This window comes from Mesorhizobium sp. M0909 (genome assembly GCF_040319515.1).
Classification (GTDB): domain Bacteria; phylum Pseudomonadota; class Alphaproteobacteria; order Rhizobiales; family Rhizobiaceae; genus Mesorhizobium.
The window spans coordinates 12,171-31,505 of record NZ_JAMYOA010000032.1 but is presented as its reverse complement, the minus strand read 5'-3'; the positions used below and the strand labels follow the sequence as shown (position 1 = coordinate 31,505).

Below are 19,335 nucleotides of genomic sequence, written 5' to 3'. Positions count from 1 at the left end.
GACCGCTTAGCGGCTTGGCCCGCGCAGGGATGCAGATCCGCGTCCGCGTCAAGTCGATCCGACCGAGGACAGCCTGGCCGAATTCCCGTGGCAGCCGGCGTTGCGACCATCTTGTGAAAGGCGACGCTGCCATCGTCAATCCGTCCGCCATGTTGCTCTCGTTGCGAGCTCATACGGATGCCCCTGTGCGACTGAAACGGAGATAAAATATGTCCGATGCAAAACTGCAAGCTGTGCTTTCGTCTCTTCCGCAAGGGACGCGACAGTTAGATGCTCTGCCGTCCAACGGACCAGCGCCGGACGAAAGTTTTGTCAAGCTGAATACGAATGAGAACCCGTTTCCGTTGCCGCCAATCATAATGCAAAGTGCAGTGGCGGCCCTCCAGCGCCAGTATCTGTATCCGGACGACGATAACATCAGCTTGAGGGAAGCAGCGTCCAATACCTATGGGGTATCCACGGATCAGGTCATCGCAGGCAACGGGTCGTCTGAACTGCTCGGACTCATCTACAGAGCTTTCCTCGCCCCTGGCGACAAGGTGGCGATGATATCGCCAGGGTTTTCGTTCAACCGCAAACTTGCCATGTTGCATGGTGCTGAGTTTCTCGAGATCGGATGTCAAACTCATTCGCTGCCAATGGAGCAATTGCTTTCCGGTCCGGCAAAAGACGCCAAGTTCATTCTGGTGGCCAATCCAAACAATCCGACCGGAACATTCCTCTCGATAAGCAATATCGAACGCCTCGTGGCACAATCGGATCGCCTGGTCGTCCTTGATGAGGCCTATGTCGACTTTGCACCCGATCACGGGCTGCGCCTCATCAACCGTTATTCGAACCTTCTGATCTTGAGAACATTTTCGAAGAGCTATGCCGCCGCCGGCATTCGCGTCGGTTTCGGTTTCGGTCACCCTGAGATCATTGGCAGGCTGCGCAACATCCAGAACGTCTTCAACATGAACGTGATCGGGCATGCGGTTGGTATCAGCGTGCTTGCGCATCGCGGCGCCTACGCAGAGAACCACAAGCACATCAGACATGAACGACAGCGAGTGACAGCCGCACTGTCGCAACTTGGATTTTCCGTAACGCCCTCCCACGCAAATTTCCTGCTAGCCCGTGTGCCAGCGGGACAGGACGGCTCATGGTGGCAAGCAGCCTTGGAAAGGCAAAAGATACTCGTTGCCTACTTTCCGGACAATGGTTTGGAACATTGCATCCGCGTCAGCATCGGCACAAAAGAGCAATTGGATGCATTTCTTGCTGCCGCTCGCGATATAGTTGGAAGCTTAAACATACCAAGCACCACGGGCAGGGGAGCGTCAGGCTCTGCTCGTTCGGTACGCTGACGCTAATCCGATATCACACATTGCTATCTTTAGACTTGCTTGGTCACCCAAGCACGACAACATTTTTCTTTAAAATCAGGGACAATATCGAGTGACAAACGTCTTTCCTTCAAACCTAGCCTTCGGCATCTTCGATCATCTGGACGAGGACGGCCTCGATATCGCCCGGCAGTACGAAGATCGCCTGATATTAGCAGAGGCGTGCGATCAGCTAGGGTTCTATGCCTATCATCTCGCAGAGCACCACTGTACCCCCCATGGGAGAGGTCCATCGCCGAATCTGTTCTTATCGAGCGTCGCCCAGCGCACCCGGCGCCTGCGTCTCGGACCCTTGGTGATGCTGCTTGCGCTTTATCATCCGCTGCGTGCGTTCGAAGAGATCTGTATGCTGGACCAGTTGAGCGGTGGCAGGCTCGAACTGGGCATAGGGCGCGGTGCTCTCCCGATCGAATTGGGTTACTTCGGGATTGGTGCGGACGCGGTGCCGGGCCGCTATGCGGAAGCCAGCGAAATTCTTGTTGAAATACTTGTTAATGCCATGAAGGTTGGCACGCTGTGCTATCAAGGCCGCCATTTTGAGCTCAATGACGTTCCTTTGACGCTAAGACCTCATCAGCGTCCACATCCGCCGACATGGGTCGCCGCCAATCGACCCGAGTCCGCAGCCTGGGCCGCTGCGAATGGAGCAAATATCGCGTGTGTAGGACCTTCCTCTTCTGTTCGCAAAACTACTGATGCGTTCCGCGCCTATCAAGAGGACAACACTGGCGCGGGCGATCGAGCGCCATTTATTGGATTGCTCCGCATGGTCGTGGTTGGGCGTTGTGACACACATGCCTATTCGCTCGCGGCACCTGCTTACGAACGATGGCTCAAGAGCTTCCAATTCCTTTACGAGCTTAACGCTATCCCCACTCCACCCAACCTGCCGCTGACCTTCGATGCGGCAGTCGAGAGTGAATTGTGCGTGGTAGGATCAGCAGCGTCTGTGCGAGAAGCTCTGCTCAGTCAGTTGGAAGAGGCAGGTGCTAACTACCTTCTTTGTCAACTGGCATTTGGGAATCTGCCGCTAGATGCTTCCCTGTACACCGCGACGACCATTCAATCCGAAATCATGGCTCGACTTGGCTGACCATGAAATTCGCGGTCTGATCCGAAGGTAAATCGTTGTAACAGCGCTCCCTCACATTGCTCGAGCGTGCACGTGGTGGGGATTGGGAAATCGTGAGGGAGGCCAAACTGACGACGAGCCGGCGGCACAGATTACCAGGTTTGTGCGTTGGCCGGCATCTGGGCACGGTGTGAGACTGCACGATCCTAAGGAGATGATGGCCGAGCGCGTCACGATGCCGGCACGCATCTGCTCGTCGCGCTCGCGCTAGTCGTTGCCCATAGCCCGCCGCAAGAGGTTCTTCTCGACCGGGGCGGCGCCGGTGGCGGCTCCCGCATCCAGCTTCATCAGCGGCTCGGCGGTAGCAAAGCCGTCACTCGCTACGGCGCTGTTGAGGGCGCGCTCGCGAGCGGCTTTGCTACGCCGAGCGACACCACCTGGAGCGAGTTCGCCCGATGTCGCGGCGTGCACCGCGGTCGGATAACGACGCTGGAGGAAATCTTCGCAGCCGGTCTTCACGATGTGCGCGAGTGCTTTCCATGAATGCTGCCTGCTTCCTCGTCTGCGGCGGCCTGAGTGTCCGCCGGCACGCCCGAAGTCAATGCCAGTACCACAAGGCCGACAAGACGTCAGGTCTGGGAGCCGGCTTGTACGGTCGTATCGTGTTCGGGAAGGTCGTCGAAGGAGGCGTAGTTGAGATAGTAGAGTTTGGAATACAGGCCGCCCATGCCTATTAGCTCATCGTGGTTGCCAGTCGCAACAACTTGGCCATTCTGAAGCACGATGATGCGGTTGGCACCCCGGGTCGTGGCAAGACGGTGGGCGATCACGAGGCCAGTGCGGCCTTCAAGCAGCTTTATCAGAGCCTTCTGAATCTGCATTTCCGTGTAGCTGTCGATGTTGGCGGTAGCTTCGTCGAGCACGAGGATCTTGGCGTCGGCGACTAGGGCGCGGGCGAAACTGATAAGCTGGCGCTGGCCGAGAGATAAGTTGTCGCCGCGTTCGCCAAGTTGGGTCTCATACCCGTCGGCGAGGCTCATGATGAAGTCGTGGGCGCCGACCGCCTTGGCGGCCTCGATCACCTTGTCGCGCGTGGCTTCCGTCTTGTGGTATCGAATGTTCTCGAAGACCGTCCCGGTGAACAGGAATGGCTCCTGCAGCACCATGGCGACCTGGCGGCCGAGCGATTCCTGGGTGAGATCGCGCACATCATGTCCGCCGACCAGCACTTGGCCCTGCTGAACATCATAGAAGCGGTGGACCAGGGCCATCGCGCTCGATTTGCCGGAACCGCTCGGCCCGACCAGTGCGACCGTCTCGCCGGGATTGACCCGGAAGGAGACATTTTTCAGCACCGAACGGTTCGGATTGTAGCCGAAGGTGACGTCCCTGAACTCGACCGAGCCGTCCATTTCGGGCGAAAGCACCTCGGCATTGGGTTTGTCCTGAACATCGATCTTGACGTCGAGCACATCGGTCAGGCGCTTGCCTGAGGCCATGGCGCGCTGCATGACCGAATATTGCAGGGTGAGTGAGCGGATCGGGTCAAAGAAGCGCTGGATGTAAAATAGGTAGGCAACCAATACGCCCACATCTATGCGGCCATTCATGACCATCGAGCCGCCGACCACAATAACGGCGGCCATGGCGAGGCCGGTGAGGCCATCGACGATAGGCACCATGACCAGTGCATATTTGGCAGCGATCAGGTGGGTCCTGAGGTTGGCATGGGCCTTGTCGTCAAAAAGGATGAAATTCACCTGCTGGCGGTCCATGGACTGGACGGTGCGCACGCCGTGAATGGCTTCGGCCAGCGCGCCGTTGACGACGGAATTAGTCTCGTGTGCAGCCATGAAGGCGGCGCGGGCACGCGGCAGCCAGACAATGCGGACGATCACCAGGACCGGCAGAACCGAGAGCGTCAGGAGGCCGAGGCGGAAGTCGAGCCACAGCATTACGAAAACGATGCCGAAGAGAAGCGCAACATCGCCTACGGAATATACCGAGGTTTCGAGGAATTCCTGTATGGAGTTGACGTCGCCTTGCAGGCGCGACATGAGGCGTCCGACCTCGGTCTTGTCCATGAAGGAGAGCGACACCTTCTGCAGATGGCCAAACATGGCGCGGCGGATGTCGAACAGGACAGTTTCGGCCACTTTCCCAACCACGGTTTCCTGCATGTAGCCGGCAGCGAAATTGACCAAAATCGCCAAAACGAACGCGCCGACGGCCGCAAGCTGGGCTGAGCGATCGGTCCTTGCCGGGTTCATGCCCTGGTCGATCGCGTAGCGGATGATCAACGGGATGAGAAGCTGCGTCCCGGTGAAGATCAGCATTGCTGCAATCGTGATGACTACCCTGGCCCGATAGGGACGGACGAAGGTCCAGATGCGCCGGAGGATGCTCTTGTCGAAAGCCCGGCCGAACATCTCCTCCTCGATGCGGTGCGAGCCGACAACGGCGCGCGGAGGGCGTCTGCCGTCGTCACGTTCGGCTTCGAGTTCGCCGGCGCGGCCCTGCGCCATCAGCGGGCGCCCCCATACTGGGTCATAATGTCATCACCCGGGCGCGTCTGGAGATCGTAAAGGGCCCTGTAGCGTCCCCGCTTCGCCAAAAGCTCTTGATGCGTGCCGCGTTCTACGATTTCGCCGTTATCGACAAAAAGGATCTGATCGGCGTGCATAAGCGCACTCAGCCGGTGCGCGATGATGATCGTCACCCGATCCTTGGCGAAGCGCCGCATCGCCGCGCGGATGCGCTGCTCGGTGCCGGCATCGATCGCCGCCGTTGAGTCGTCGAAAACGACGACGGAGGGGCGCAGCATCATGGTGCGAGCAATCGTGAGACGCTGGCGCTGGCCGCCAGAGAGAGAGACGCCGCGTTCGCCCACGACCGTCTCGTAGCCTGCTGGGAGCCCGAGGATGTAGTTGTGGAGCTGGGCGAATTCGCCAGCGCGTTCTATTCGCTGTCTCTTCGCCCAGGGATCGCCATAAGCGATGTTGTTCTCGATCGTGGTGGTGAATAGGAATGCATCCTGCTGTACGACGGCGACCGCCTTGCGAAGCGTCGCGAGGGTGACATTACGTATGTCCTGGCCGTCCAGCGTGATGGCGCCACCGGTCACGTCGTAAAAGCGGGGGACCAGATGAGCCATCGTCGATTTGCCCGAACCCGGCGGACCGACGATCGCGATCGTCTCGCCTCTACGGGCCTCAAAGCTGAGGTTCTTCAGAATGGCGCAGTTTTCGGCGCTGGGGTACGCAAACGAGACATTGTGGAAGCGCAGAGTGCCGTCGCTTATCTCGAGCGGTCTGGCCTCGAGAGCATCCCTGATTGTGATCTCCTGGTCGAGGAGACCGAAAAGCCGCGAACCGCAGCTAGAAGCGCGGGCAAAGGCATTGACCATGAGGCCGATCTGGCGGACTGGCATTTGCAGGATTGTCATGAAGGTCAGGAAGGTCGCCACCGTTCCGACGCTGATCTCGCCAGCGACGAGCCTGCTGCCACCGATCCAGAGCACCAATCCCATTGCGAAAAAGAAGGACAAGGTCATCGCCGACGTGCTGGGCACGTAGATGTCAACTCGGTCGTGGGCGAGGTCGAGCGCGTTCTTGGAAGCGCCGTCGAACTTTAGCATCTCATAGGCTTGAGCCGCAAAAGCGCGGACCACGCGGATGCCTGCGAGATTTTCCTCCATCACGCGGCTTAGTACCGAAAGCCGCTCATGCAGGTCGAGCCAGGTGGCGCGCAGCCTAAGCTGTGTGGCCGATGAGCGCCAGGCGACAAAAGGCACGAAGCTCAGCGCGATCAGGCCGAGCATGGGATCGGTCGAGATCATCATGTAGGCGCCGATCCCGATCAGCATGCTGAGCAGGAGCACGCGAACGAGCGCGGTGGAAAAATACATCCGCACGCCTTGGAGATCGAGCATTCCGATGGTGATCAGATCGCCTGAATGGACCCGGTCGTGAAAGGAAAAGCTGAGACGCTGGATCTTGTCGTAGTAGGCGAGCCGCAGTTCGTACGCGACATGATGCCCGACGGCTTCGGCAAAATAGTTCTGCGCCATCGTGAAAAGGCCGCGTAGCGCGCTGACGGCGAGCAGCAGGAGAGCCGGGATCCAGAGCGCTTGTCCTGCCGCGGTCCCCGCGACACCGCCCCCGATGGCTGTCTGGGTCAGGTCGACGGCCCGGCCGAGAAGCTGGGGAATGAGCAACTGGAGGATTGCCGCCAGGACCGTCGAGCCCATAGCGAAGGCGACCTGCCAGGGATGCCGCAAATTCATACGCGTGATGCGCAACAGCGTACTCAAATCCCGGCCCCAGCGCGCCGCTTCCACATGGGTCAACGAATTCAGAGCGTTCGTTGCGCTGCCGATAGCATCACTGCTCACGGGTGTATTCCCGACTGCATTTTGCGCCTTCGAGGCAAGCCGAAGGACCAATCATCAAAGGGGCCCGCCATTGTTAATCCTGTCCACCACCTGCAGCAGTGCCCGTTCCTATAAGCCGAGCCGCGGCTTCACTTACTGGCATGTCGATCACCGTGATTCCGCTTGCCGCAAGGAAACGCGCTTCGTTTCTGGTCAGCGTTTCCGCGTCCATTACCGCGCAATGTGGACCTCGGGAGCGCTTCATGATCTGCCTGGCGTAGGTGCGCAGCATCTGATCGTTGAAGCGGCAGCCAACGAAGAAAAATCCGCGGGTGATGCGCCGTTCCTTCACCACGTCTGGGATCGGTGTCTGGATATCGATTTCGGTCAGGACTTCGACATAGTCGGAATCTGCGACGAGAAAGTTTTGCGCCGGCCTAATACTCCCGTGAGGTGTATAGAGAACCGTCTTTGCCCCCGATCGGGCGTCGAGTTCCCTCCCGGACAAATCGTAGGTTTTCGTCCAAATGTTACCGATTTCGTTCGCCCGCGTGACGCCTTGTATCTCAACGACGTCCGTTCGGCCGGTCTCTACGAGAGCCGTGCGCATCGCGCCGTCGTACCAGCTGTCGACGATGAGGGAGAGCGGCAGCCTTGCGAGCCAGGCGTGGAGGAGGGTCGGCGCCACCGGCGCTGCGAATATGTCGGTCATCCAAGCTTGAAGCGTTCGGCGATGCCGGCGCTGTTCGATGAACTGCGCAACCGACCACATATTGGTGCGGATCCTGGAAGGGGCTGGCGCCCGTGCATTGAGTGCCGCGGCAACGACCTCGGGCGTATGCGGCACAGGCGGTTCCGCACAGTTGAACCCAAGAAGACCCGGACCGAGATAGGGGATCACCTCATCGGAGGCGAGCGCTTCCTTCGCAAGGTCAAGCAGCTTTTCGGCAAAACTGTCCCGCACGATGACCAGGTGGCCCGATGTCAGGATTGTGTTCATGCTCGTTTCCTCGCGACGCACCTTATGAACGGGCAGCATCAGTCCTCTTCGGAAACCTTCCTTGCCTCGACGGTGATCGGCAGACGCGTATCCCGTGGGAGATCGGGTAGGAGGAGCCGCCACCCGTTCCTGAGCGTCACAGTTCCGCCCCACAACTCTTCCTTCTCGAGCTTGATGATCGGCTCTTCGAGGTCCTTCTTCGGGACATATGCCGACAAGCCAGCATCGGTCCTGCGGATCATGACTTTCATCTGGCCGTCCCTTCATTGGTATTGCTATCAGCACTGCAGGGCACCTCGGCTTTGTCGAGGCTCATCAGTTCACGCGCTCGCATGCCGACGACTGTGCCACGGTCGATCCATTCGACCGCATAGATGAAGAACTGCTGGAGAAAGGTGCCAATGTCGCGCACATATCCCTCGTCGCCCTTCCGCACGAGATTTTCGCCGATCTCCCTGCCAGGATAGGTGCCGTCATTCTTTATGTGGCGAGTGGCACGTACCCGCTCTCCCGGCATGAATCGTGGAGGCCTGCGGATTTCGACCTCCTCTTCGCGTCCGAGCGACATGTCCGTTCCCTGATTTCCCTTGAGGCTGCAGATTGTGAACAAAGGCGTTCCAGGCGTCCTGCGAAGGCATCCCCGACCATGTCGGCGGCCCAATGTCCGTCACGCAGGAACGCAGGTCTTCGGCACCGGGCATACCGAGGCACATTGCTGCGCATCGAAGACCCCCTCGCATTCGGTGCACTTTTGCGGCTCGATCACATAGCTCTCGCCTTTGAACTTGATCGCGCCGGAGGGACACTCGAATTCGCAGGCGCCGCATTGGGTGCATTGGGATGCGATGATCTTGAAAGCCATTTTAACTCCTGGTCCGAATGGATGAGACGCGCTCAGGCCGTCGCCGCGAGTGCGGGGGTCCCAGACGCGGCCGCGTAAATCGCGCTGATTGCGGTCTCGATATAGTCGTGGGCATATGCGTCGGTGGCTTGGATTCCAGCGTCGGCGAGCTGATCCTGCGGGCAGTTTCCGATCTTGGCGCACAGCACGATATCTATGCCTTCAAGCGCTGCGATGACGCCATCGAGGGCGGCTTCTCCGCCCCAGCCGCCGAGGCAATACTGCTCCACCTTCCGATGCCCGACAAAACTGATCCCTCTCGGCGAGGCTTGATAAACCTGGAATTCCTTCGCATGGCCGAAATGTTCATTGACGCGGCCGCCGCCCTTGGTCGCCACCGCGAAGAGAAGGGACTTGCCGGGGCTCGCTGCCTTGACCAATCCGATCGCTTCTCTCCTAGCCGCCACGTGATCACGGCGCTCCTCCGCGACCAGCTCCCGATAGGCCTTGCGATTGCTGGCAACGTAGGTGACCTCGCCGGGAATCCGGTCGACTGTGAATTCCTGGCCACGATCCTCTCCGAGCAGGCCGACGGCATCTGCCCGGCACTGCCGGCAGTGGCGCATCAACTGGGCGCCGCCTTCGACACGATCCTGAAGAGCCTTCAGCTCCATTGCGTTTGGGCCGCGTTGCCCGCTCAGTCCGTAGTGCGTGCCGTGCGCCGGGTCCGAAATCAGCGGCATGAGGTTGTGCAGGAACGCGCCTCGCTCCTTGACCCATCTATTCACCTTGATCAGATGCTCATCGTTCACGCCGGGGATCATCACTGAATTGATTTTGGTGAGGATGCCGCGCGCGGTCAGCATCTCCAGACCCAACATCTGCCGCTCGTGCAGGATCCGGGCGGCTTCGATGCCGACGTAGCGGCGATGGTCGTAAAAGATCCAAGGATAGATCTTTGCACCGACCTCAGGGTCGACCATGTTGATGGTGATCGTCACGTGATCGACATTCATGTCGGCAAGCTCATCGACATGGTCCGGCAGCGCGAGCCCATTCGTGGAGATGCAAAACTTGATGTCTGGGATTTCCCTGGCAACTCGTTCGAACGTTGCCTTCGTCTTCTTCCAGTCGTAACAGGCATCGCCCGGTCCGGCGATGCCGAGCACGGAGAGTTGCGGCACCTCGTTGGCGACCGCGACCACCTTGCGTAGCGCCTGGTCGGGTGTCAGCTTTTCGGAGACCACCCCAGGCCGGCTTTCGTTGGCGCAGTCATATTTGCGATTGCAGTAGTTGCACTGGATATTGCAGCCGGGCGCGACCGCGACGTGCATGCGCGCGAAATAGTGATGCGCCTCTTCTGAAAAGCAGGGGTGATCCTTGATCTTCTCCCAGATAGCCGGATCCGTGTCGTCCGGCTTTATCGACGAGCCGCAGGACGAAGACGCGCAGCCACCGGCTTTCACGGTGGCAAGCAACTGGTCACCGAATGTCGTGCTGAGGCTCTCAAGCGAAATTGCCGGTGCGGACATCGAACGGCTCCGTTGCTGGGTGAATGTCGCAGTTCAAACCGCAAGAGCTATGCCAGCTCAAAGAGCGGTTTTGGTTCACGAATTGGCTTTCGTGTCGGATTCCGTCGGATTGCTCCGACACACCTTTGTCGGGCTTCCGACAGTGGACAAGCAAATCGGGTCGCGAAGGCTACCAGCCTTGGGCGCGAAGGGTGTGAGGGAGACTACTCCGGACTTACGTTTGACGTCATCACGACGTCTAGAATTTCTTCACCTCGATGCCATATCGGCGCAGCGCGTAGCCGATTTGCCGCGGCGTGAGGCCGAGGATACGAGCCGCCCTGGCCTGAACCCAACCGGCCTTGTCCATCGCGTCGATCAGCCGGTCGCGTTCCGTCAGACGCGGGGGACAAGCGGGATCGTTTGGATCGCCGGCCGCAAGGGGAGATACGTTGCCTGCGGAGGCACCGATGCGACTGGCCGGCAGCCGCAATCCGACCGGCACTGCGTTGACCCGTGCGAGATCGTCGATGGTATTGCCGCCATTCGAGCGGTCGGCTCGCTTCCAGAGGAGCCAGGAAAGGCACTGGCTCTTCTTACAGGCGAAATCGGATGGCGTGATCGTCCTTGAACGCGCAAGTGTGGCCGTCCTTTGGACGCAGTTCTCCAGCTCGCGGACGTTACCAGGGAAGTAGCATTGCGAGATCAGGTCAAGCGCCGACGGCGCGAAGGCGAGTGCGCGATCGTTCTCCTTGTTGAATCGGTTGAGGAAGGCGTTCGCAAGGCGTGGAATATCGCCGGGTCGCTTTCTGAGCGGAGGCAGGATAATTGGCACCACATTGATGCGGTAATAAAGGTCGGCCCGGAACTCCCCTTTTATGACGGCCGTCTCGAGGTCCTTGTTGGTGGCGCATATGAGGCGCACGTCGACCTGTAGCGTTTTGGTGCCGCCGACTCGCTCCAACTCGCCTTCCTGCAAGACACGCAACAGCTTGGCTTGAAAGGCCGGCGAAATCTCGCCGATTTCATCAAGTAGCAGCGTTCCCTCATTTGCCAATTCAAAACGACCGGCGCGCTGGGAGATAGCACCCGTGAAAGCGCCCTTTTCATGCCCAAACAGTTCTGACTCCAGAACGCTTTCAGACAGTGCGGCGCAGTTCAATTTGACGAAAGACTTCTTCCTCCGACGTGAGAGCTTATGGATGGCTTGCGCAAAGAATTCCTTGCCGGTGCCGCTTTCACCCCGCAGTAGCACGGTGGAATTGGTCCCTGCTACGACCGAGACGGTTTCGAGCACCTGCTTGAGTGCGGGGCTTTCCCCGATGATCCCGTCGATTTTGACATCCGCATGCCGGGCAGGGTCGTAGGTCCTCCCCTCGTTGGGCGATTTCTCCGGTCTCCATTGCTCATGGACAGACCGCTGACGATCTGTACTCAGGATGCGATGGAGACGGATCGTCCGGCCGACAAGGTTGGCGACCATCGTCAGGAAGTATGTGTCCTCGTCGTCGCGAAAGTCGGTGGCGCCGTCTCCGGCGCGGTCGATCGACAATGTCCCAAGGATTTTATGATCAGCCTTTAGCGGGATACCGATAAAGGCAATTGGGATGGTGCCGCTGCTCGAAGATGTTTGAAGGTCAGCCTGAAATAGTTGGGACTTGCGGACGTCCGGTATGAAGAGCGGCGTCCCCGTAGCGACGATTTGATCTGTTATGGCCTGTGGTATGACGCGGCGAGTGCCTGATTGAGGTGCGTGGGTATTGCCGGCAGTTGCGGCAATCTCCGGCTCTCCTTCAGCGTCCAGGACGACGATTGCTCCGTGACGCATCTGCAGAAACGAAGGCAGGATGTTCACGACATTGGCGAGCGTAATCTCCAGCTCGCTGGGGGCGGTCAGCACCTTCGATATCTCGTAGAGTCCCCTGAGCGCGATATCTGCTTGGGGCATGCTTTTGATGGGCGGTTCAGGGCGGGTATCCCGAGGTGCTACCTCGTCGACCCGATCTTGCGGTACGTGAGCCATGGAAACACCTCAGCGGTTGTCGTCCAGAGTGCTCCTCCTTTTGTGTCTGAGTCTGAATTGTGAAAGCACAGTATTCACGAGCTTCTCTTCGTGGCGCGGCAATTCAAGCAAAGATAGACTTGGCGTTGGTCGCGACCTCAGGTGTACCAAGATTGACCCTCTTGATACGGTGCGTGCGTCCTCATCCGAATTTGAAGAGGACTCCGAAGCCGCCGCGTGGATAGTTCCACTCGATCTCGCCACTGGTCTCGCACAAAATCCGGCAGGTGCCGCACTCCATGCAGCCGTCGGCAGTGATCTCCACTTGACCTTTGTCGTTCAACTCATAACATTTCGCCGGGCAGACGTGGGTCAGCGCGAGCAAGTTCGCGCTTGGCCTCTCGTGCGGTCGCACTTTGATATGCGGACGGCCGGAATCCACCAAGTAGCGGTTCTGGTAAAGCTTGTCCTCGACACGTGACTTCGTCACTGCGATCGTCATTTCGTCTCCCCTCAGCGCCACGCCAATGCAAGGCGGACCGCGTCGCTGACCAGCCCCCAGCGCGAGCGCGCCTTGATGAAGGCCGCCGTGGTCGCCTTTTCCTTCTCGATCTTCGGCGTGCCGTCGACACGCATGAAGTTCTGCGCGGCTTGCGACATCAACCGCGGATAAGCCGTGAAGTAATTGCAGGAATTGGTGTGGAGCAAGGCCGGCATGTCTTTGTATTTCCTTAGGTCCTTGACCACGAAGGACTTGTCCAGCATGGCTTTGTAAAGGGCGAGATTCCGTTTGGTCATAGGACCGTTGCGGCTCTTGACCTCGATGATTGCCTCAGCCGCGATGCGGCCGGAGGTCATGGCGAGGTTCGAACCCTCGCGGTGAATGGCGTTGTTCAGTTGCGCGGCATCGCCGACCACGACCCAACCGTCGCCAAAGAGCTGCGGAATAGCCTTGTAGCCGCCTTCGGGAATGAGATGCGCGGAATATTCTTTCACTTCCGAGCCGGCGATCAGCGGCCGGATCGAAGGATGGGTTTTTAAGGCGTCGAGGAGGACGTAAGGGCTCTCGACCATCGCGGCGAAATCGGAGACGAGGCAGCCAATGCCCAGTGAGATCGACTCCTTGTTGGTGTAGAGGAAGCCGAGCCCGGCCATGCTGCGGGAGGTCGTGCCCACCGCCTCGATCACGCAGCCTTCATCGCCTTTGAGGCCGAACCGCTGCTCAATGACCTCTTCGGGCAGGAAATGCATTTCCTTGACGGCGAGCGCCACGGTTTGCGGCTTCGGCATCTCGCGCAGGCCGGCCCGCGTGCCAAGCAGTCCGCATACACCTTCTGCAAGGACGACCACGTCCGCGTAGATGGCCCCGCCGGCCCGGTCTGTGCGGACGCCGATCACCCTGTCCTTGGCGTCACGGATGAGTTCCGTCACGGTCGTCTCGCACAGAACCGTCGCGCCGGCCTCGCGCACCTTACGCGAAAACCATTTATCGAACTGGGCACGGATGATCGTGTAGCGGTTGGGCTTCGCCTCATTGAAGTCGTCCGACCGATAGTGAATCCCGGTATGGGATGTGTCGTCCATCACCCAAAGCCGCTGTTCAACCAAATGCCGCTCGAGAGGCGCATCGTCCCGGAAATCCGGGATGATCTTCTCCAGCATGTTCGCGTACATGATGGCACCCTGGACATTCTTGGAGCCCGGATATTCACCCCGCTCCAACTGCAGCACCTTCAGGCCGTGGCTGGCCATGGTGTAAGCAGCTGCGTTTCCGGACATGCCGGCCCCAATAACAATGGCGTCGAATTGTTCCTCAATCATGTCCATCCCTTAGCTCGCAAGCTTATCGCGACTGTGGGGCGACAGCCGCCGGGTGAAGGCTTCCGTCAGTGCGGGCAGGAAGCGGATCGCGTCGGTGACGATCCCGAGGTGAGCGAAATCGAAAATCGGCGCGTTCGGGTCGGTGTTGATGGCCACGATGAGATCCGCCCCCTCCACGCCAACCCGATGCTGGACGGCGCCGGAAATCCCAGCCGCTATGTAAAGCTTCGGCCGGATGGTCTTGCCAGTTTGGCCGATCTGCCGATCAGCCGGCATCCAGCTCTTCTGGACCAACGGGCGCGAACAGCCATGCTCGGCACCAATTGCCCGCGCGAGATTCTTCACCAGCTGCAGGTTCTCCGCCGCGCCTAGACCCAGGCCTCCCGCAACCACGACGTCGGCATAGGCAAGATTTGCCTTTGCCGACTGACTATCCGGCAGGAAGCCCAGGACTTTGGTAACGATCTCGTCCTCGGCTACCGAGAGCTTGTGCCGGATGACACGCCCGACCGGTTTATCCGCCCGCGGTGGCATGGGCATGACCCTCGGTCGCACTGTCGCCATCTGGGGGCGGAAATTGAGCGTATAGATCGTGCACAGCAAGGAACCGCCGAAAGTCGGACGGGTGGCGGCGAGCGAACCGTCGGTATCCACATCAAGTTCGGTGCAGTCGGCCGTGAGCCCTGTCTGCAAGGTCGTCGCCACGGAGCCGGCAAGATCCCTGCCGAGTGTGGTGGCACCGAGAAGAAGGATCTCGGGTTTGTGGGTATCGACCAGATCCGTCATCGCCTTGGTGAATGGCTCGTTCCGATAGTCGGCGAGCAGCGGCGCCTCGACGATGTAGACAAGGTCGGCGCCATAAGCGAACGCTTCGGCAACGGCGTTCCCGATGGCCTCTCCCGGCGGTCCAAGCACGACGCCTGCAAGCTGGACCTGAAGCTTGTCTGCTAACTTGCGGCCTTCGCCGAGCAGTTCGAATGATACGGGATGGACCTGGCCGCGTTCGAGCTCGATGAAAACCCAGATGTGCCGGTAGTCCTTGAAATGCGCGGGCAGCTCCTTCTTTATGCCGGCACGGCCGGCGGCAGGGCGAGGGGTTTCTCGGTTCGCGGTCGACATCGTCTGCTCCTTGCCCTCTCACGCGCCGCCGTTGAAGGCGAGCTCATGTTCCAATGCCGGCTGGCGGGTGAAGATTGCCGTGATGAGTTCGTCAGCGAGATCGCGCAAGGCCATCTCGGCGGTGTCGATTTTTGCCGCCTTTTCCGCTCGCGCAGGAGGCGCGAAAACGCGCTTGACGACCGTCGGTGAACCGCGCAGACCGCATTTGGTGAGATCCTCAATGCCGGCGTCGGCGGCACTCCATTTCAAGACCTGGCTGCGCGCGGCGCACAGGGCGTCCTGGATCGACCCCCGGCGGATCTCGTTTGTGCCTTCCAGCATAGTGATGAGGCAAGGGAGCCTGCTCTTCAGCATCTGTGTGCCGCCTTCGGAGCGGCGCTCGACCTTGATCTCGCGTGCAGCAAGGTCAATAGAGGCGATCTTCGCGACATAGGTCAGTTGCAGGAGTCCGAGGCGCTTGGCGATGCCGGGCCCGACCTGGGCGGTGTCGCCATCGATCGTCTGCTTGCCGGTGAAGACGAGGTCTGGCGTGCCGAACGTCTCGCCAACTTTTGCGATTGCCTGGGAAAGGGCGAACGAGGTCGCCAGCGTGTCGGAGCCGGCAAAATAGCGGTCGGTCAAGAGCACCGCTCGGTCGGCGCCGTAGCCGAGCGCCTTGCGCAGCGCGTCCTCTGCCATGGGCGGACCCATAGTGAGCACGGTGACTTCGCCACCATAGGCGTCGCGCAGTTTGAGAGCTTCTTCGAGGGCGAACAGGTCGTAAGGGTTGATGATAGTCGGAACACCCTGGCGCATGATCGTGTTCGTCACCGGATGGACCCTTATCTGTGCCGAGTCCGGCACCTGCTTGATGCAGATTACGATGTGCATTGGCGGTTTCTCCAGGCTCCTGTCCGGATGCGGGCTTGGCGGTTTATCTCCTTGGTTTGCATCATTCGTGCCAACTGTTTTGGGCTGCCCCCTATCCCTAGAACTTCGCTTGGTTGCTTCCGAGGGCGCCGTGGTGATGACGGATTTGTCGGCTTCTCGACATTGTCGCGTCGCAACCCGTGTCGCGGTCATTCCTGTCCGAACCGCTTCAGTACGGAGTCGAACGGGACAAAGGTGCGGCCCGGCGTGGCAGGTTTGTTCGGATCGTGGTCTTTGAGCACCTTGAAGACCCGATGCGAGAGCGGCGAGGAAATCGCGAAGTCTTCGTAAGCGCGTTCGAGCGTCGCGCGCACCCGCGCGGCAATCACCTGGTCGGGCAGACCGGAGAAATCTTCTTCGGCAAGGTATTGGCCCACGCGCTTCATGATATGGAGCCGCGAGACATTCAGCACCTTCGGATCATAGGAGACGCCAAGGACTGCGAAGAACTCCTCCGCAGCCGACAGGCGCTTCAGTCGTGCGAGGATGTCGGTGACATCGATAGGGCGGCTGTCAGCGGAACAATTCATTGCATTCTCCCTGGTCGGAAAACTGTGGTGTCGGTGCGCTCGCGCACGGCTGACCTGGACCCGCACAGCTCCGCGAGGGATGCCTCGCTGCACATTCCATCGTAGAGCTCGACCAGTTGAGTTGCAGTGACGGTCGATTTGGTCTCGGTCGCCTCGCGCCGGGCGCGGGCCACCATCGCGGCTGCCAGATCCGGGTCGAGATCGCGGCCGCTTTCGCTCAGCACATGGGCAATCGCAGTGGCGCCGGAATGCTTGCCGATGACGATACGCCGGCAGCGGCCCACGAGAGCCGGATCGAGCCCCTGATAAGTACGCGAGTCCTTCAGCAGCCCTGCGACGTGAATGCCGGATTCGTGCGTGAAAACATCGGCGCCGACGACCGGTTTAATGGCCGCGGTCTGCCGGCGGGCGGCCCAAGCCACCTGGCCGGCGAGGTCGGGCAATGCGGTCAGCTCGATGCCGGTATCCGCGCCGTCGAGGACCGCCATCGCGGCGGCCACCTCTTCCAGCGCGGCATTGCCCGCACGCTCGCCGAGCCCCAGGACGGTGACGGACGCATGGCGCGCGCCTGCGCGGATCGCGGCCAGCGTGTTGGCGGCAGCAAGTCCGAGATCGTTGTGCGCATGAAATTCAAGCTCGATTGGAGACTGCGGCACGAGCTGGGCGACAAGTTCGAAGGTCGAAAACGGGTCGAGAACGCCGACTGTGTCGGCTAGCCTGACGCGGCTTGCGCCGGCGCGTGCAGCCGTCTCGATGACGCGGGCGAGATGATCCCGATTGGCCCGCGAGGCGTCCTCGCAGCCCACCGCGACGAAGAAGCCGGCGGCGGCTGCGCGCCTGACCATACGTTCGATGACCTGGAGCGCTCCCGCCTTATCGAGGCCGAGCTTGGCGGCAAGTTGGATGTCCGACGCAGGCAGCGATAGATTGATGGCGTGGACGCCGCTCTCGATCGCTGCATCGAGATCCAGCGACGTCATCCGGCACCAGGCCATGAGCCGAACCGGGAGACACCGCGCGACCACGGCGCGAATTGTTTCGATCTCGTCGGCGCCCATGACCGGCGTGCCGATCTCGATCTCTGTGACGCCGGCCGCCGCAAGAGACTCGGCGATCTCCAGCTTTTCCGTCGTGGTAAAGGCGACGCCGGGCGCCTGCTCGCCATCGCGCAAGGTCGTATCGTTGAGAAAGACATGACGGGTCATGAACGGTAGCCGGTTCTGCTGCCGCTCAGGCATAGACCGGATTGACCGTCTTCGGAGCTTCGGTTACCCGGCCCAGAACTGGGAAAGCTACGCAGCTTCTCCACGATTGCCGGCATGACCTCGAGCACCCGGTCGACGTCCGCTTCGCCGTTGTCCCGCGCCAAGGAGAAGCGGACTGCCGCGTGTGGCGTTTTCATCGCGCTCAGGACATGGCTCGGTTCCAGAGAGCCGGAGGTGCAGGCAGAGCCGGAGGAACACGCGATGCCCACGCGGCTGAGGAGGAGTGGAATTCCATCACTTTCGACATCTTCGAAGGAGATGTTTGCGGTGTTGGGCAACCGTTCCAGGGGATCACCGGTGACACAGGTGCTTGGGATGCGCTGGAGAATCCCGTCCTCTAAACGGTCGCGGAGCGACTTTACCCGTGTGGTCTCGTCGTCCATGAATTTCAAGGCGAGTTCGGCCGCCATGCCGAGCCCGACTATGCCGGGCGTATTCTCGGTGCCAGCACGCCGGTTGTGTTCTTGGTGGCCCCCCTTGATCAGCGAGTGGAAATTGACGCCACGTTTTACGAAAAGCGCGCCGATCCCTTTCGGCCCGTGCAGCTTGTGGCCGGAGAGCGACAGCATGTCGATTGCGGTCGACTTCAGGTCCATCGGAAGCTTGCCGACCGCCTGCACAGCATCGGTATGAAAAAGGGCGTCCACTTCCTTGGCCAACTCGGCAAGCCTGGCCACGGGGAAGATCACACCAGTCTCATTGTTCGCCCACATTATCGAGACGATTGCCACCTGTGGGGTGAGGGCGGCCATATAGGCGTCGAGGTCGAGCCGGCCACGGCAATCCACCGGAATCCTGTGCACCTTGACGCGGCGGGTCTTCTCAAGATGCGCGCAGAGCGTCAGCACGGCGGGATGCTCGACCGCGGACGTCACGATCTCGGTTCGGTTGGGCGCCGCCTCGAGCGCCGAAAGAAGCGCTGCATTGTCGCTTTCTGTCCCACCCGAGGTGAAGGTGATCTCATCGTCGAACTCCGCGCCGATCAGAGCTTGCAACTGCCTCCGCGCCTTTCTCACCGCCGCACTGACTGAGGCGCCAAGAGCGTGCGCCGACGAAGGGTTGCCGAATTGATCCCTAAAGAACGGCAACATCGCTTGCACGACCTCAGGATCGACCCGTGTGGTTGCGTTGTTGTCGAGGTAGACAGGTTTCATGTGCGATCCTCAGTTGACCGGAATGACACGAGCGTGCGCACCGCCTCATTGAGCCTCTGGCGCATGCCGTTGATGATGATGGGCCCGAACTGGCAGCCGGCGCAGACGCCCGAGAGTTTGACGTAGACCGGATCGGCGTCGACATGGACAAGTCCGCAGTCGCCGCCGTCAGCCCGCAGGTAAGGACGCCCGAACACGACAACGTTATCGATAAGCCGAATTTGGCGCAGCGGCGCGATTTGGCCGCCAGCTTGGGTGCCTCCAGGAACCGAACTGTTTCGGGAGGCGACGTTCTTTGCATCCTACCTGAAGCGATTGCCGGTCCCAAGATCGGCTTCGACCTTGCCTTGT

General features: G+C 60.2%; 19 protein-coding genes. 2 read left to right on the top strand and 17 right to left on the bottom strand.

Annotation, left to right across the window (positions count from 1 at the left end):
• Window positions 1–209 precede the first annotated feature (209 nt).
• Complete coding sequence (gene hisC / locus NKH83_RS29710; protein WP_352808575.1) at window positions 210–1,349, top strand: histidinol-phosphate transaminase; 1,140 nt, start codon at window positions 210–212, stop codon at window positions 1,347–1,349.
• Between the two features lie 91 nt (window positions 1,350–1,440).
• Window positions 1,441–2,481, top strand: a complete 1,041-nt coding sequence (locus tag NKH83_RS29705; protein ID WP_023678254.1) for an LLM class flavin-dependent oxidoreductase — start codon at window positions 1,441–1,443, stop codon at window positions 2,479–2,481.
• Window positions 2,482–2,727: 246 nt separating this feature from the next.
• On the opposite strand, the gene NKH83_RS29700 is transcribed toward NKH83_RS29705, so the two are convergent.
• The 17 genes from NKH83_RS29700 to NKH83_RS29620 form a co-directional block, all read right to left on the bottom strand.
• Window positions 2,728–2,979 carry a hypothetical protein gene (locus NKH83_RS29700; protein ID WP_352808573.1) on the bottom strand — a complete coding sequence of 84 codons (252 nt, stop codon included), beginning with the start codon at window positions 2,977–2,979 and terminating at the stop codon, window positions 2,728–2,730.
• Window positions 2,980–3,089: 110 nt separating this feature from the next.
• Window positions 3,090–4,985 (bottom strand): ABC transporter ATP-binding protein, encoded by a 1,896-nt coding sequence (locus tag NKH83_RS29695; protein ID WP_352594661.1) that lies wholly within the window; start codon window positions 4,983–4,985, stop codon window positions 3,090–3,092.
• Window positions 4,985–6,853, bottom strand: coding sequence for an ABC transporter ATP-binding protein (locus NKH83_RS29690; RefSeq protein WP_352594663.1), 1,869 nt, complete (start codon window positions 6,851–6,853; stop codon window positions 4,985–4,987). Before NKH83_RS29690 ends, NKH83_RS29695 begins: the two co-directional genes overlap by 1 nt.
• Window positions 6,854–6,926: 73 nt before the next feature.
• On the bottom strand, window positions 6,927–7,832 hold the full coding sequence (locus NKH83_RS29685; RefSeq protein WP_352808571.1) for an SIR2 family NAD-dependent protein deacylase: 906 nt from the start codon (window positions 7,830–7,832) through the stop codon (window positions 6,927–6,929).
• A 38-nt stretch (window positions 7,833–7,870) separates the two neighbouring features.
• Window positions 7,871–8,083 carry a putative nitrogen fixation protein NifT gene (nifT, locus tag NKH83_RS29680; protein WP_023678250.1) on the bottom strand — a complete coding sequence of 71 codons (213 nt, stop codon included), beginning with the start codon at window positions 8,081–8,083 and terminating at the stop codon, window positions 7,871–7,873.
• Complete coding sequence (locus tag NKH83_RS29675; protein WP_352450751.1) at window positions 8,080–8,400, bottom strand: nitrogen fixation protein NifZ; 321 nt, start codon at window positions 8,398–8,400, stop codon at window positions 8,080–8,082. Before NKH83_RS29675 ends, nifT begins: the two co-directional genes overlap by 4 nt.
• A 99-nt stretch (window positions 8,401–8,499) precedes the next feature.
• Window positions 8,500–8,694, bottom strand: a complete 195-nt coding sequence (locus NKH83_RS31755) for a 4Fe-4S dicluster domain-containing protein (protein WP_023678248.1) — start codon at window positions 8,692–8,694, stop codon at window positions 8,500–8,502.
• A gap of 32 nt (window positions 8,695–8,726) precedes the next feature.
• Window positions 8,727–10,205 carry a nitrogenase cofactor biosynthesis protein NifB gene (nifB, locus tag NKH83_RS29665; protein WP_352808569.1) on the bottom strand — a complete coding sequence of 493 codons (1,479 nt, stop codon included), beginning with the start codon at window positions 10,203–10,205 and terminating at the stop codon, window positions 8,727–8,729.
• A 238-nt stretch (window positions 10,206–10,443) separates the two neighbouring features.
• Window positions 10,444–12,207 (bottom strand): nif-specific transcriptional activator NifA, encoded by a 1,764-nt coding sequence (nifA, locus tag NKH83_RS29660; RefSeq protein WP_352808567.1) that lies wholly within the window; start codon window positions 12,205–12,207, stop codon window positions 10,444–10,446.
• Between the two features lie 181 nt (window positions 12,208–12,388).
• Entirely contained in the window at window positions 12,389–12,688 is a 300-nt protein-coding gene (locus NKH83_RS29655; RefSeq protein ID WP_023678245.1) for a ferredoxin family protein, read from the bottom strand.
• Between the two features lie 11 nt (window positions 12,689–12,699).
• Window positions 12,700–14,007, bottom strand: a complete 1,308-nt coding sequence (locus NKH83_RS29650) for an FAD-binding protein (protein WP_023678244.1) — start codon at window positions 14,005–14,007, stop codon at window positions 12,700–12,702.
• Between the two features lie 9 nt (window positions 14,008–14,016).
• Entirely contained in the window at window positions 14,017–15,126 is a 1,110-nt protein-coding gene (locus tag NKH83_RS29645) for an electron transfer flavoprotein subunit alpha/FixB family protein (RefSeq protein WP_352808565.1), read from the bottom strand.
• Window positions 15,127–15,144: 18 nt separating this feature from the next.
• On the bottom strand, window positions 15,145–15,996 hold the full coding sequence (locus NKH83_RS29640) for an electron transfer flavoprotein subunit beta/FixA family protein (protein ID WP_352808563.1): 852 nt from the start codon (window positions 15,994–15,996) through the stop codon (window positions 15,145–15,147).
• Between the two features lie 188 nt (window positions 15,997–16,184).
• Entirely contained in the window at window positions 16,185–16,565 is a 381-nt protein-coding gene (nifW, locus tag NKH83_RS29635) for a nitrogenase stabilizing/protective protein NifW (RefSeq protein WP_352480507.1), read from the bottom strand.
• The gene (gene nifV, locus NKH83_RS29630) at window positions 16,562–17,770 is read right to left on the bottom strand and encodes a homocitrate synthase (protein ID WP_352808561.1); all 1,209 of its coding nucleotides are present in this window, start codon (window positions 17,768–17,770) and stop codon (window positions 16,562–16,564) included. Before nifV ends, nifW begins: the two co-directional genes overlap by 4 nt.
• Entirely contained in the window at window positions 17,767–18,984 is a 1,218-nt protein-coding gene (gene nifS / locus NKH83_RS29625) for a cysteine desulfurase NifS (protein WP_352808559.1), read from the bottom strand. Before nifS ends, nifV begins: the two co-directional genes overlap by 4 nt.
• Complete coding sequence (locus tag NKH83_RS29620) at window positions 18,981–19,181, bottom strand: NifU family protein (protein ID WP_352808557.1); 201 nt, start codon at window positions 19,179–19,181, stop codon at window positions 18,981–18,983. The genes nifS and NKH83_RS29620 overlap by 4 nt, the downstream gene beginning before the upstream one ends.
• Between the last annotated feature and the right edge of the window lie 154 nt (window positions 19,182–19,335).

Bases quoted from the DNA above. Each gene is read 5' to 3' on its own strand.
- NKH83_RS29640 (WP_352808563.1), bottom strand. From the start codon at position 15,996: ATGCACATCGTAATCTGCATCAAGCAGGTGCCGGACTCGGCACAGATA.
- NKH83_RS29675 (WP_352450751.1), bottom strand. From the start codon at position 8,400: ATGTCGCTCGGACGCGAAGAGGAGGTCGAAATCCGCAGGCCTCCACGA.
- hisC (WP_352808575.1), top strand. From the start codon at position 210: ATGTCCGATGCAAAACTGCAAGCTGTGCTTTCGTCTCTTCCGCAAGGG.
- NKH83_RS29645 (WP_352808565.1), bottom strand. From the start codon at position 15,126: ATGTCGACCGCGAACCGAGAAACCCCTCGCCCTGCCGCCGGCCGTGCC.
- nifB (WP_352808569.1), bottom strand. From the start codon at position 10,205: ATGTCCGCACCGGCAATTTCGCTTGAGAGCCTCAGCACGACATTCGGT.
- NKH83_RS31755 (WP_023678248.1), bottom strand. From the start codon at position 8,694: ATGGCTTTCAAGATCATCGCATCCCAATGCACCCAATGCGGCGCCTGC.
- nifT (WP_023678250.1), bottom strand. From the start codon at position 8,083: ATGAAAGTCATGATCCGCAGGACCGATGCTGGCTTGTCGGCATATGTC.
- nifA (WP_352808567.1), bottom strand. From the start codon at position 12,207: ATGGCTCACGTACCGCAAGATCGGGTCGACGAGGTAGCACCTCGGGAT.
- NKH83_RS29695 (WP_352594661.1), bottom strand. From the start codon at position 4,985: ATGGCGCAGGGCCGCGCCGGCGAACTCGAAGCCGAACGTGACGACGGC.
- NKH83_RS29650 (WP_023678244.1), bottom strand. From the start codon at position 14,007: ATGATTGAGGAACAATTCGACGCCATTGTTATTGGGGCCGGCATGTCC.
- NKH83_RS29685 (WP_352808571.1), bottom strand. From the start codon at position 7,832: ATGAACACAATCCTGACATCGGGCCACCTGGTCATCGTGCGGGACAGT.
- nifS (WP_352808559.1), bottom strand. From the start codon at position 18,984: ATGAAACCTGTCTACCTCGACAACAACGCAACCACACGGGTCGATCCT.
- nifV (WP_352808561.1), bottom strand. From the start codon at position 17,770: ATGACCCGTCATGTCTTTCTCAACGATACGACCTTGCGCGATGGCGAG.
- nifW (WP_352480507.1), bottom strand. From the start codon at position 16,565: ATGAATTGTTCCGCTGACAGCCGCCCTATCGATGTCACCGACATCCTC.
- NKH83_RS29655 (WP_023678245.1), bottom strand. From the start codon at position 12,688: ATGACGATCGCAGTGACGAAGTCACGTGTCGAGGACAAGCTTTACCAG.